At 67.2% G+C, this 12,310-nt stretch carries 12 protein-coding genes; 5 read left to right on the top strand and 7 right to left on the bottom strand.

What is annotated here, in order from left to right; genetic code table 11:
- The first annotated feature begins 11 nt into the window (after positions 1–11).
- On the top strand, positions 12–797 hold the full coding sequence (locus ACSMFO_RS21045; RefSeq protein WP_016335505.1) for a DeoR/GlpR family DNA-binding transcription regulator: 786 nt from the start codon (positions 12–14) through the stop codon (positions 795–797).
- A gap of 451 nt (positions 798–1,248) precedes the next feature.
- Positions 1,249–4,383 carry a TIM-barrel domain-containing protein gene (locus ACSMFO_RS21050; RefSeq protein WP_436460179.1) on the top strand — a complete coding sequence of 1,045 codons (3,135 nt, stop codon included), beginning with the start codon at positions 1,249–1,251 and terminating at the stop codon, positions 4,381–4,383.
- Between the two features lie 54 nt (positions 4,384–4,437).
- On the opposite strand, the gene ACSMFO_RS21055 is transcribed toward ACSMFO_RS21050, so the two are convergent.
- Positions 4,438–4,992, bottom strand: coding sequence for a hypothetical protein (locus tag ACSMFO_RS21055; RefSeq protein WP_436460180.1), 555 nt, complete (start codon positions 4,990–4,992; stop codon positions 4,438–4,440).
- A gap of 55 nt (positions 4,993–5,047) precedes the next feature.
- The gene (locus ACSMFO_RS21060) at positions 5,048–5,689 is read right to left on the bottom strand and encodes an FMN-dependent NADH-azoreductase (RefSeq protein WP_436460181.1); all 642 of its coding nucleotides are present in this window, start codon (positions 5,687–5,689) and stop codon (positions 5,048–5,050) included.
- A gap of 83 nt (positions 5,690–5,772) precedes the next feature.
- Here ACSMFO_RS21060 and ACSMFO_RS21065 point away from each other — a divergent pair, with 83 nt between their 5' ends.
- From ACSMFO_RS21065 to ACSMFO_RS21075, 3 genes are read left to right on the top strand one after another with little or no spacing between them, the layout of a single operon-like run.
- Positions 5,773–6,252: a MarR family winged helix-turn-helix transcriptional regulator gene (locus tag ACSMFO_RS21065; RefSeq protein WP_436460182.1), complete on the top strand. Its 480-nt coding sequence runs from the start codon at positions 5,773–5,775 to the stop codon at positions 6,250–6,252.
- 37 nt (positions 6,253–6,289) lie between these two features.
- Positions 6,290–6,871 (top strand): ATP-binding protein, encoded by a 582-nt coding sequence (locus tag ACSMFO_RS21070; protein ID WP_436460183.1) that lies wholly within the window; start codon positions 6,290–6,292, stop codon positions 6,869–6,871.
- Positions 6,868–7,401, top strand: a complete 534-nt coding sequence (locus ACSMFO_RS21075; protein WP_436460184.1) for a hypothetical protein — start codon at positions 6,868–6,870, stop codon at positions 7,399–7,401. The genes ACSMFO_RS21070 and ACSMFO_RS21075 overlap by 4 nt, the downstream gene beginning before the upstream one ends.
- A gap of 45 nt (positions 7,402–7,446) precedes the next feature.
- Here ACSMFO_RS21075 and ACSMFO_RS21080 read toward each other — a convergent pair whose 3' ends face one another.
- The 5 genes from ACSMFO_RS21080 to ACSMFO_RS21100 form a co-directional block, all read right to left on the bottom strand.
- Positions 7,447–8,160 (bottom strand): ABC transporter ATP-binding protein, encoded by a 714-nt coding sequence (locus ACSMFO_RS21080; RefSeq protein ID WP_038511275.1) that lies wholly within the window; start codon positions 8,158–8,160, stop codon positions 7,447–7,449.
- A complete protein-coding gene (locus ACSMFO_RS21085; protein ID WP_436460185.1) occupies positions 8,150–8,923 on the bottom strand; it encodes an ABC transporter ATP-binding protein in 774 nt (257 codons plus the stop codon). The genes ACSMFO_RS21080 and ACSMFO_RS21085 overlap by 11 nt, the downstream gene beginning before the upstream one ends.
- On the bottom strand, positions 8,920–10,059 hold the full coding sequence (locus tag ACSMFO_RS21090; RefSeq protein WP_436460186.1) for a branched-chain amino acid ABC transporter permease: 1,140 nt from the start codon (positions 10,057–10,059) through the stop codon (positions 8,920–8,922). The genes ACSMFO_RS21085 and ACSMFO_RS21090 overlap by 4 nt, the downstream gene beginning before the upstream one ends.
- Positions 10,056–11,027, bottom strand: coding sequence for a branched-chain amino acid ABC transporter permease (locus tag ACSMFO_RS21095; protein WP_436460187.1), 972 nt, complete (start codon positions 11,025–11,027; stop codon positions 10,056–10,058). Before ACSMFO_RS21095 ends, ACSMFO_RS21090 begins: the two co-directional genes overlap by 4 nt.
- 111 nt (positions 11,028–11,138) lie before the next feature.
- Positions 11,139–12,293, bottom strand: a complete 1,155-nt coding sequence (locus ACSMFO_RS21100; RefSeq protein WP_436460272.1) for a branched-chain amino acid ABC transporter substrate-binding protein — start codon at positions 12,291–12,293, stop codon at positions 11,139–11,141.
- Positions 12,294–12,310: the final 17 nt, after the last annotated feature.

The raw sequence follows: 12,310 nt of genomic DNA on the forward strand, positions 1-12,310 counted from the left end.
GAGTGGCGCCGATGGCCCGGCACGAACGGCTGAGCACCCTGCTGGACCTGCTGGGGCAGCGGGAGAAGATCGACGTCGAGGACGTGGCCGAGGAACTGAACGTCTCCGCCGCCACGATCCGGCGCGACCTCGATCACCTGGCGGAGCAACAGTTGCTCACCCGCACCCGAGGTGGCGCGGTGGCCAACGACCTCGCCTACGACCTGCCGTTGCGCTACAAGACCGCGCGGCACGTACCCGAGAAGCAGCGGATCAGTGTCGCCGCGGCGGCGCTCGTCGCGCAGGGCATGGTGGTCGGCCTCAACGGCGGGACGACGACGGCCGGGGTCGCGCGCTCGCTGGCGACCCGGTCCGATCTGGCCGGACGCGGTGATTCGCCGGGGCTGACGGTGGTCACCAACGCGCTGAACATCGCGCACGAACTCGCGGTCCGGCCGCATGTGAAGATCGTGGTCACCGGTGGCGTCGCGCGTCCGCAGTCGTTCGAGCTCAGCGGTCCGCTGGCCACGCGCGTGCTCAGCGAACTGACGATCGACCTGCTGTTCCTCGGGGTCGACGCGTTCGATGCCGACGCCGGCGCGTTCGCCCACCACGAGGGCGAGGCGAGTATCAACCGGCTGATGGTCGAGCGGGCGGAACGCGTCGTCGCCGTCGCCGACGGTTCGAAGCTGGGCCGCCGGGCGTTCGCGCGGATCTGCGCGACGCCGCAGGTGCACGCGCTGGTGACCGATTCGAACGCCGACCCGAAGGTGCTGCGGGCGTTCGAGGCCGCCGGGGTCGAGGTCCAGGCGGTCTGACTTTTACCAGGTGTTCTGTGCCGGAAATTTCGTGGCTTGAGTTCCTCTGGTCTCAGGGTGGATGAAGGGGACTTTCACCGCATGTGACGCGGGCAAAGCGCCCTTCACCGCGTCGGATGAGGGACTTGCCGTGAATGTCACAAGGGACACGCGTTGGGCGCTGAATATCCGATTGATGTCCATGTCTCCGGTTTGGCGCGGGGTCGTGAGTGATATTGGTCGTTCTAACGCTCCTAATCACTCACGACCCTCGTGCAGAATCAGTCAAAGTGCTCAAATCGGGCGCGAGCGTCTTGGGTGCTGACGATGCGGGACGTTAGGCACCGTTGCCCCATAAGGATCTTCGCGCGACCCGACGAAAGTCGGCAGCACCGCTTCGGTGGATGACTTTGCGCGAACCGTGCGCTATACAGAGACCATATTGCGTATTCATGCGCGAAAGGTGTCTCGAATGAGCAGAGTTGCGCAATCCCTGAGTTGTTTGGTCGCAGTGGCCCTTATCGGGCTTTCCCCGGTCGCCGCCCACGCCGACCCGGCCGCGGCGGCGTCCGGAAAGCTGGGCGATTTGACCGGCATCTCGACCGAGGGCCCCACGGTCACACTGAAATCGGGAAGCGCCGCGGTACGCGTCGGCTTCCCGGCCGAAGGCGCCGTCCGGGTCTGGCTGGCTCCGGACGGCACGTTCACCGATCCCGCCGGGAGCAAGATCGTGCTGCCTCGCACCGGCGCCCCGGTGACGCCCAAGACGGCCGACAAGGGGGACTACTGGGCGGTTTCCACGGCCAAGGCGACGTTGCGGGCGTACAAGCATCCGCTGCGCCTCGCGTTGTACGACGGCGCGGACCGCAAGCGGCTCTGGGAGGAGTCGGCGCCGCTGTCCTGGACCGACAAGCAGACCACGCAGACCCTGGCGCGGACGGCGACCGAGCAGTTCGTCGGCGGCGGCGAGCAGAACGGCCGTTTCAGCCACCGGGGCCAGACCATCCGGATCTTCGCCGACTACAACTGGAACGACGGCGGGGCCCCGAATTCGCAGCCGTTCTACGCCTCGACGGCGGGATACGGCGTACTGCGCAACACCTTCGCGCAAGGGACATACGCCTTCACCGAGCCGGTGCGCACCACACACGACGAACGCCGCTTCGACGCGACGTACGTCGTCGGTGACGGGCTCAAGGACGTCATCACCGGCTACACCGATTTGGTCGGGAAGCCTTTCCTGCCACCGCTCTACGGGCTCGAACACGGTGACGCCGACTGCTACCTGCACAACGCCAACCGCGGCGAGCGCCACACGCTGGACGCGGTGAAGATCGCGGAGGGCTACACCGAGCACGGCATGCCCAACGGCTGGATGCTCGTCAACGACGGCTACGGCTGTGGCTACGAAAACCTCCAGCAGACCGGCGAAGGCCTGCGCAAGAACAACATGCAGCTGGGCCTGTGGACCGAGAACGGCGTGCCGAACCAGGTCGAAGAGGTCAAGGCCGGGGTGCGGGTCCGCAAACTCGACGTCGCGTGGGTCGGCCCGGGCTACCAGTTCGCGCTGGACGCCTGCGACACCGCGCACAAGGGCATCGAGGACAACAGCGACGCGCGCGGCTTCGTCTGGACACCGGTCAGCTGGGCCGGCGCGCAGCGCTGCGGCGTGCTGTGGAGCGGCGACCAGGCCGGTTCCTACGACTACATCAAGTGGCAGATCCCGACCTACGCCGGCGCCACGACGTCGGGGATCGCGTACAACACCGGCGACATCGACGGCATCTTCGGCGGCAGCCCACAGACCTACGTCCGCGACCTGCAGTGGAAGGCCTTCCTGCCGGTCTCGATGACGATGGACGGCTGGGCCGCGTCGGACAAGCAGCCGTGGCGGTACGGCGAGCCGTACACCTCGATCAACCGCAAGTACCTGCTGCTCAAGGAGCGGCTGCTGCCCTACACCTACAGCCATTCGGTCGAGGCGCACAAGTCCGGCGTCGGCCAGGTGCGCCCGCTGGCGCTCGAATACCCCGACGACCCGAACGTGTGGGGCGAGCAGGCGAAGTACGAGTTCCTGTCCGGCAGGGACTTCCTCGTCGCGCCGGTGTACGAGAACTCCGCCGTCCGCAACGGCATCTACCTGCCGAAGGGCACCTGGGTCGACTACTGGAGCGGCAAGACCTACACCGGTCCGACCACTGTGGACGGTTACGACGCGCCGCTCGACACGCTGCCGTTGTTCGTCCGCGCCGGTGCCGTGGTGCCGATGTGGGCCGAGGGCACGAAGTCGTGGCAGACGCGGGACAAGAGCGTGCTCGATCTCGACGTCTACCCGCAGGGCAAGGGTTCGTTCACGCTCGCCGAGGACGACGGCGTGACCAGGGCGTACAAGAACGGCGACCAGGCGAAGCAGACCTTCACCGTGGACGCGCCGACGTCCGGGCTCGGCACGGTGACGGTCGGGATCGGGGCCAGTTCCGGTTCCTACGCCGGGAAACCCGCGTCGCGGAACTACCAGCTGACCGTCCACACGGGAAGCAAGCCCGCGACGGTACTGGCCGGGAACTCGGTCCTGCGGCAGTACGGCAGCAAGGCCGAACTGGACGCGGCGCCGTCGGGCTGGTGGTTCGATCCGGCCACCGGCGGGGTCGCGCGGGTCAAGACCGGCAAGATCGGCGCCGGTGACCGTCAGGACGTCCGGTTGTTCGGCACGAGCGCGGTCGGCGGGATCTTCCCCGAGGACCGCGACGGCTCGGTCACCCTGTCCGTCCCGGCGGTGGCCGGTCCCGGACAGAGCGCGACGGGCACGCTGAGCTTCACCAACGGCACGCCGCTGCCGGTCCGGGACGTCACGTTCTCCCTGCCCGCCAATGGCTTCCGCGCCGAGGTGCCTGCGGGCCCGCGGCTGGTGATGCCCGGCGCGACCGTGCGTGTCCCGGTGAAGGTGACACCGGACGCGGGCATCAAACCGGACGATTACCAGCTCACCGCGTCGGCGTCGTACAAGGCGCGGCTCGGGGAGAACCGGGTCACCGACTCGGTGACGGTCACCGTCCCGCACGGTTCGCTGGCCGCGGCCTACGGCAACGTCGGCGTGACCGACGCGGCCCACGTCGCGGTGGGGGACATCGACGGCGGCGGCAGCAGTTTCCGGGCGGAGGGCCTCGCCGAGGCAGGGCTCAAACCGGGTGCGGGCTTCTCGGCGCTCGGTGCGCGGCTGACGTGGCCGCAAACCGGTTCGGGGCAGAAGGACAACGTCCTCGCGTCCGGCCAGACCATCGCGGTGCGCGGTACGGGGGCGAAACTCGTGCTGACCGGAACCGGTACCGGCACGGCGAAGGGCACGGTCGTCGTCCGTTATGCCGACGGCAGCACCAGCCAGGCCGAACTGGGCTTCCCCAACTGGTGCTGTGCCGATCCCGCGCAGTACGGCGCCACGACGGTGGCGACGGTGATGGGCAAGAACACCCGCGCCGGGGCCGCGTATCCGACCACGCCGTACCGGGTGTTCGCGAACTCCGTCCCGCTCACCGCGGGCAAGGAGGTCGTCGCGGTGACTTTGCCGTCGAACAGCGCGATGCACGTTTTCGCCGCGGGCATCGGCTGATTCAGTAGTCCGTGAAGGCCTCCTTGAGGGCCCCAGGGTCCCTCAAGGAGGCCTTCACGGACTTGTGTCCACGGCCGAGGCGATGAGTGTCATCGGCCAGCGGGCGTCACCGGCCCGGCGGGCCAGGACGACGTCCAGTCGTTCACCGGTGAGCCTGCCGCCTGTCGCGATGCATTCCCGCACAAGAGATCGCGTCTCGTCGTCCGCGAATTCCGGTCCGTGGTCCCGCTCCCACAGCTTGAGCGCGTGCACGGCCGCGCGTCCGGGCAGGGCCGGGACCGTCGCGTACCAGTGGCCGCCCATCCTGCCCGGCGGTGGACCTTCGCCAGACGGCACACGCCTGCCGAGCCGTTTTTCCTTCAAGCGCGCGTTCTTGTGGCCGGTGACCTCCGCCCGCCACACCGCGCGGCTGGCTTCCAGCGTCTCCAAGGCTCGCAGCAGCGCCTTCTCATGCCGTTGGTACGGCCCGGCCAACTCCTCGAGAAAGCTCAACGTCGCCCGGTGGCCGATCGGGTGGTACAGGCTCACGCAGGAACACAACGCCGCGACCCGGCTGCCGTGCGCCAGCCGCTCGTCCCGCACCCTGCGCGCCCGCTCGCCGAACCCCATCCGCCAAGACTAACGTCGTGAGTGGCGACGGCGGTTCTCTTGAAGTACATCCTCCTCAAGCCGCCACCGGTGTCCACAGCGCGTCGATGGCGCGCTCGGCCTCGGCCTGGCTGGCCTCGGCAAGGGGGATCAGATCCGCCATCGCCGGGTTGGTCTTCGCCATGGTCAGCTCGGCGGTGACGAAACGCGGTTCCAGACCGGTCAGCGAGACGCCGTGCGGGATCCACGACTGGGCGTGGTCCCAGCCTTCGCGCGGGGTGCCTTCGCCGTAGCCGCCGCCGCGTGAGGTCACGACGACGAAATCACGTCCGCCCAAGAGGCCTTCCCTGGTCTCCATGTCGATCGACAGCCCGGGCGCGATCAGGTGGTCCACCCAGGCCTTGACCGTGCTCGGCGGGCCGAAGTTGTACAGCGGCAGGCCCAGCAAGATCGTGTCGGCCGCCTTGACCTCGTCGACGAGCTCCTTGATGAGCCGCCAGGCGGCGGCCTGCTCCGGGGTGTGCTGCTCCGGCGGCACCGTCCTGGCGACGTTGGTGACCGCGTCCAGATGCGGCAGCGGGTCGGCGCCCAGGTCGCGATACGTGACGGTGCCTTCCGGATGCGCCGCACGCCAGGCCGCGGCCGCCCGCGCGGTGAGGCGGCGGCTGGTCGAGTGCTCGCCCGTGATGCTGGAGTCGATGTGCAGCAGGTTCGTCATGCGTCCTATCTTGCATAGATAGTTTGTGTAACGCAAACCATTGATGCTGTGGCGGTCATCATCTGGGAACGTACACTTGACCCGTGTCCGAGCTCCCGGTCGTGAACCAGCCCCCGCACCGCTGCGGCGCGCTGCTCGACCACGTCACCCGCCGGATCCGGCTGCGCAGCGAGTCCGTCCTGGCCCCGCTCGGCCTGCGTCCCCGTCATCTCGTCGCGCTGACCGTGCTGCGCGACCTCGGCGGCTGTTCGCAGCAGGACCTCGCGAAGACGCTGGAGATGGACGGCACGAACGTCGTCGGGCTGCTGAACGACCTCGAATCCGCGAACCTCATCGAACGCAGGCGCTCACCGGAGGACCGGCGGCGGCATATCGTCGAACTCACCGACGTCGGTACCAAGCAGCTCGTCAAGGCCGAGTTCGCCCTCGCCGGGGTCGAGGACGAAGTGCTGGGCGCGCTCGACAACGATCAGCGCGAGACGCTGTACAACCTGCTTCACCAGGCGACCAGCCGGACAGAAGCCGCCGCCTGCGTCGAAGCCGTGCATATCGACGACTGTTAGGCCCCGGAGCGGCCCCGGACCGGGCAGAATCGACGGGGTGAGTGAATGGCGCAACACCACGCACGACTGGGCCGGTTCCGTGGATCTGGACCATCTGGCGCGCATCCGCCGGAACCCTGGGGACTTCGCTCCCGGCGGTGTTCCCCACCTCGTCCTCGAAGTGCTCGCCTATGCGGCGGAGGAGGCCGAAAGCACCGGCGGCGGGCATGCCGTCGTCACGGTCCATTCCGACGGCTCGATCTCCGTGGCGGACGACGGGCGGGGCACCGACACCCGCGCCGACGGCAACGGCGGCTTCGTGAAGAAGCCGGTCATGCCGACCAAGGATCTGCGTTTCTTCGATTCCCCCGAGGTGCAACGGCTCCCGGACGGTCATCCGCGCCGCGGTGTGTCGGTCGTGGCCGCGCTGAGCGACTGGCTCGTGCACACCAACCGGCGTCGCAACGGTTCCTGGACACAGCGTTACGAACGCGGCGTCCCGGTCACCGACCTGTCGCCGATCACCGACGACGGTACGACCGGCACGACGGTGCGTCTCCTGCCAGGGCAGGAGATCGGCCCTCTGCGACTGCCGGAGGCCGGCGACTGGCCTCACCTGAGCGTGGAGGCAGTCCGATGAGAAAGCGCCTGACGGTGGCGGCTTCGCTCCTGGTCCTGCTCGCCGGGTGCTCCGCCGAGCAGGAGCAGCCGCCCGCCAAACCCGTCTACGACCTCCCCGCTCGGGAGGTCCGGCCGGACGAGACCGCGCTGCACCTGCCGCCCGCGCTCAACGGGGAGACCGAGTTCTCCGTCATCGGGCTGGCCGCCGGGTTGCCCAGCCTCACCGGCAGCCACGCCGAATTCGAGGCGAAGGGACAGTTCGTCCGGCTCCGGCTGGTGGTCACGGGCAAGGGTCTGTCCGGCATCCTCTTCGACACTCGGCGCCAGCAGCTGATCACCGATTCCGGCGCGGTGATCGCGGTCGACAACCAGGCGATGACGATCAAACGGCAGCCGGACAAGTTCGAGCTGGGACGCGGTGTGCGGGTCGAGTTCGACCTCTACTTCGACCTTCCCAAGGAAGCGAAACCCGTGCTGCTGCGGGCTTTCGGCGGTCCGACGCTGACCGACATGAAGAACCTCACGGGCACCGACGTCAAGCTGGCATGAAAAGGGCCCCGCCGCGGAAGCGACGGGGCCCTCCTCGAAAAGGCGTCAGACGCCCAGGTCGCCACCGAGGTAGGCGGCCCGCACCTGCGGGTCGTCCAGCAGCTCGGCGCCGCGGGCGCTCTTGACCACTTCACCGGTCTCCAGCACGTACGCGCGGTCGGAGAGCTTCAGCGCCTGCTGCGCGTTCTGCTCCACGAGCAGGACCGTGGTCCCGCGCTTGTTGATCTCACGGATGATGTCGAAGATCTGCGCGATCAGCATCGGCGCCAGGCCCATGGACGGCTCGTCGAGCAGCAGCACCTTGGGCTTGGTCATCAGCGCGCGGCCGATGGCGATCATCTGCTGCTCGCCACCGGACATCGTGCCGCCGAACTGGGTCTTGCGCTCGTTCAGCCGCGGGAACAGCTCGTAGACCTCGGCGAGGTCGGCCTTCAGATCGTCCTTGCGGGTGTAGGCACCCATCAGGAGGTTCTCCTGCACCGTCATGCCGGGGAACACACCCCGGCCTTCCGGTGACTGGCCGATCCCGAGCTCGACCCGTTTGTGGCCGGGCGTCTTCGAGATGTCCTTGCCGTCGAAGAGGATCCGGCCGCTGGTCAGCGGACGCAGGCCCGAAATCGTCTTCAGCGTCGTGGTCTTGCCGGCACCGTTGGCCCCGATGAGCGAAACGATCTCGCCCTCGCCGACCTCGATGCTCATTCCCTTGAGCGCGGCGATCTTCCCGTAGTGGACGTTGATGTCCTGAACCTCAAGAAGCATCTTCCGCCACCCCCAGGTAAGCCTCGATCACCTTCTGGTTGTTCTGCACCTCGTGGGGGAGCCCTTCTGCGATCTTCTGGCCGAAGTCGAGCACGGCCAGCCGGTCGGCGATCTGCATGACCAGGCCCATGTCGTGCTCGATGAGCAGCACGGTGCGGCCGTCGTCGCGGATCTTGCGGATCAGTTCCTGCAGCGAGTTCTTCTCCGCCGGGTTCATGCCGGCGGCGGGCTCGTCGAGCAGCAGCAGCTTCGGGTCGGTCGCGAGCGCGCGCGCGATCTCCAGACGACGCTGGTCGCCGTAGGAGAGGTTCTTCGCGGTGTTGTGCTCCACCCGGCCGATGCCGACGAAGTCCAGCAGGTCCCTCGCCACCTCGCGGCCCCGCTTCTCCTCCTTGCGGTGGACGGGCAGGCCCAGCGTCGCCGAGACCGCGCCGGTCTTGTGGTGCGAGTCCGCACCGACCATCACGTTCTCGAGCGCCGACATGTTGTGGAACAGCCGGATGTTCTGGAACGTCCTGGCGATCCCGGCCTGGTTGACCTTGAACCGCTTCATCCCGTCGACCCGGGTGTCGCCGAAACGCACCTGGCCTTCGGTCGGCTTGTAGACACCGGTGATCACGTTGAAGACCGTGGTCTTCCCGGCGCCGTTCGGGCCGATGAGCGCGAAGATCTCACCCTGGTCGATGGTGAGGTTGACTTCCTTCAAGGCCGTGACGCCGCCGAAGCGCATCGTCACGTTGTCGAATGTGAGCAGTGCGCTCATTTCGTCACCTCCGCCGAAGCCTCGGAATCCGGACCCGCGACTTCGGCGCCCATGGCACCCATCCCGCCCGTTCCTTCTCGTAGTTCCGCCTTGCGCTGCCGCGACGGCAGCAGACCCTCCGGCCGCAGCGCCATCATCAGCACCAGCACGCCACCGAAGATCAGGATCCGGTACTCCAGAAGGAACCGGAACCGCTCCGGGAGCCAGGCGACGAGGAAGGCGCCGAGGATCACGCCGGGCAGATTCCCCGCGCCACCGAGCACGACGGCCGCGAGAATGGTCGCCGAGAGGATGAACGGGAAGTTCTCCGGCGCGATGAAGACGGCCTTGCTGGCGTGGATTCCGCCGGCGAACCCGCCGATCATGGCGCCGATGGCGAACGCCAACAGCTTGAACTTGAACGTCGGGACGCCCATCAGTTCGGCGGCGTCCTCGTCTTCGCGGATCGCGGCCCACGCACGCCCGACGCGGCTCTTCTGCAAGCGAACCGAGAAGACGATCGCGATCACGATCGCGGCCAGAATCAGGTAGTAGTACGGTGCCGCGTCCAGCAGGAACTCGGTGCCGAACAGCGGCTCCGGGTGCGGGATGTTGGTGATACCGCGGGCGCCGCCGATGGCGTCGGTGTTGTTCGCGGTGATCCGGACGATCTCACCGAAGCCGAGCGTGACGATCGCCAGGTAGTCACCGCGAAGCCGGAGCGTCGGAGCACCGAGGATGACTCCTGAAATCGCGGCGAGGAAGATACCGACCAGCAAGGTCGGCCAGACGAGCCAGCCGTAGTTCACGCCCATGGTCGCGAGGGTGTAGGCGCCGATCGCGAAGAACGCGACGAAACCGAGGTCGAGCATGCCCGCGTGGCCGACCACGATGTTGAGGCCGATCGCCAGCAGGATGTAGATCCCGATCGGGAAGATCAGGACGCTCGTCCAGTCCGAGTCCGGGGACATGAACGACCCGATGGCGGGCGCGGGCAGGATCAACGCGCCCGCTATCAAGGCCAGGTAAACGCCATAACGTTGCCAATGTGGGGCGCGTGCCCACCAATCCCGCATACCGTCGATGGGGTGGAACCCGGCGCGCGCGGGCTTTCCGTTCTCTGAGGACTTTTCAGCCACTTGTTCGTTGCCCTTCATGCGCGTGCCCGCTGCAGCGATTCACCGAGGATGCCGGTGGGCCGGAACATCAGGACCAGCACCAGCACCACGAAGGCGGTGACGTCCTTCCATTCCGAACCGAAGAAGATGGAACTCCAGTTCTCCACCAAGCCGAGCACGATGCCACCGAGCAGCGCGCCGCGCAGGTTGCCGATACCTCCCAGCACGGCCGCGGTGAACGCCTTGATACCGAGGAGGAACCCGATGCGGTAATCGGTGTTTTCGTACTCCATGACGTACAGCGCGGCGGCCACACCGGCCATCGCGCCACCGAGCAGGAACGTGAGGCGCACGATCTTGTCGATGCTGACACCCATCAGCACGGCGGCTTCGGGATCCTGTGCGGTGGCACGGATACCGCGGCCGATGCGGGTGCGGCTGACCAGCTGGTCGAGGACGACCATCATGATCACGGCACCGACGATGACGAACACGTGGTCCGTGCGGACCACGCCGTTGCCGATGCGGAAGAGGTCCTCGTGCGGGATGAACCGCGGCGCGTTCTGTTGCACACGGCCGGATTTGCCCGTGATCCATTCGATGATCTCGAGGCCGAACAGCTCCTGCAGGAACAGCGAGGCGCCGATGGCGGAGATCAGGGCGGCCAGCCGGGTCGCGCCCTTCTTGCGGAGCGGCCGGTAGGCCACTTGCTCCAGCAACACCGCCGCGCCGCCCGATACGGCGGCCGAAGCGATGATGATCAGCAGCAGTACGGCGATCATCCCGAACACGCCGAGCGTGATCGGGGCGGTGCCGCCCGCGATGCTGATCAGGACGAACAGGGACGTGATCGTCCCGATCATGAAGATCTCGGAATGTGCGAAGTTGATGAGCCGGAGCACGCCGTAGACCATTGTGTAGCCGAGGGCGATGAGGGCGTAGATGCTTCCGGCGACCAGTCCGCCGATGGTGCTACCGAGGAACTGGGCTTGCAGATCTTGAAGCATGACGTGGATGCCTTACGGGACGGGGCGGATTCTTTCGCCACATTTGCGGGAAGCGGGGGTGCTGTGCTCGCACAGCGCCCCCGCTTCCGTTAGGTGTTCGTACCTGCTCCGTCAGCCGTTGAGCTTGGCTTCGGTCGAGGCGCCGAGGTTCTTGATGACGCCACCGGTGACCTGGTAGACGTAGATCGCGTTCGTCTGCGGCTCGCCGTTCTCCTTGAACTTGATCTGCTTCGAGACACCCTTGAAGTCGATCGTCTTCAGGAACTCGTTGATCTTCTCCGAAGTGGTGTTGCCCGCCTTGACCGCGTTGATGATGGCGGTCGCCGCGTCGTAGCCCTCGGTCGCGTAGATCGCCGGGTCGACGTTGTACGCGGCCTTGTACTTGGTGACGAACTCGTCGCCCGTACCGGCGTCCTTGATGTTGCAGGGGCAGCCGATGACGGCCTTCTCCGCGGCCGCGGCACCCGCGCCGCTCACGAGCTGGGCGTCGAGCGAACCGTCGCCGGTGGCGAAGGTGGCGGAAACCTGGCTGTCACGCAGCTGCTTGAGCAGACGGCTGCCCTGGGCGTAGTAGCCACCGAAGAGGATGACGTCCGGGTTGGCGGCCTTGACCTTCTGCACGGTCGAGGAGTAGTCCGACGCGTCCTTGGCGAACTTGTCGCGGTCGACCGGGACGTTCTTCTCCTTGAAGGTCTTCTCGAAGGCGTCCGCGAGGCCGACGCTGTATTCCTGGTCGTCCGAGATGACGTAGGCCTTCTTCGGCGACTTCGCCGTGATGAGGAAGTTGGCGATGGCCGGGCCCTGGTCGTTGTCGTTCGCGACGACACGGTGCCAGTACTTCCAGCCGTTGGCCGCCAGGCCCGGGCCCGTCGCCGAGGGCGAGACACTCGGGATCTTGTTCTGCTCCAGCTGACCACCGATGGCCTTCGACTCACCGGAGAAGGCCGGGCCGATCAGGGCGGTGATCTTGTCCTGGCCGACGGCGGTCGTGATCAGCGACGTCGCCTGCTCGGGCTTGCCCTGGCTGTCGTATTCCTTGAGCTCCAGCTTCGTCGCCGGGTTCGTCTTGTTGTACTCGTCGATAGCGAGCTTGGCGCCGTTGCGGGGCGGGATCACGATCCCGGAGTTCTCACCGGTGAGGTCACCCATGAACCCGATCTTCAGCGTGCTGCTGTCACCGCTGCCGGACGAGCTGCTGCCGCCGGCACAGCCCGCCAGCGCCAGCGACGCAGCCGCCGCGACGGCGAAAACCCGTCCAAAACGCACTCCTGACACCGACTACC

It is taken from the genome of Amycolatopsis sp. w19, from assembly GCF_051373225.1.
Lineage (GTDB): Bacteria > Actinomycetota > Actinomycetes > Mycobacteriales > Pseudonocardiaceae > Amycolatopsis > Amycolatopsis japonica.

Excerpts from the sequence above, each read along its gene's own strand:
- ACSMFO_RS21085 (WP_436460185.1), bottom strand. The coding sequence starts at position 8,923 with ATGAGCGCACTGCTCACATTCGACAACGTGACGATGCGCTTCGGCGGC.
- ACSMFO_RS21060 (WP_436460181.1), bottom strand. The coding sequence starts at position 5,689 with ATGACGAACCTGCTGCACATCGACTCCAGCATCACGGGCGAGCACTCG.
- ACSMFO_RS21075 (WP_436460184.1), top strand. The coding sequence starts at position 6,868 with ATGAGAAAGCGCCTGACGGTGGCGGCTTCGCTCCTGGTCCTGCTCGCC.
- ACSMFO_RS21050 (WP_436460179.1), top strand. The coding sequence starts at position 1,249 with ATGAGCAGAGTTGCGCAATCCCTGAGTTGTTTGGTCGCAGTGGCCCTT.
- ACSMFO_RS21055 (WP_436460180.1), bottom strand. The coding sequence starts at position 4,992 with ATGGGGTTCGGCGAGCGGGCGCGCAGGGTGCGGGACGAGCGGCTGGCG.
- ACSMFO_RS21090 (WP_436460186.1), bottom strand. The coding sequence starts at position 10,059 with ATGAAGGGCAACGAACAAGTGGCTGAAAAGTCCTCAGAGAACGGAAAG.
- ACSMFO_RS21080 (WP_038511275.1), bottom strand. The coding sequence starts at position 8,160 with ATGCTTCTTGAGGTTCAGGACATCAACGTCCACTACGGGAAGATCGCC.
- ACSMFO_RS21045 (WP_016335505.1), top strand. The coding sequence starts at position 12 with ATGGCCCGGCACGAACGGCTGAGCACCCTGCTGGACCTGCTGGGGCAG.
- ACSMFO_RS21095 (WP_436460187.1), bottom strand. The coding sequence starts at position 11,027 with ATGCTTCAAGATCTGCAAGCCCAGTTCCTCGGTAGCACCATCGGCGGA.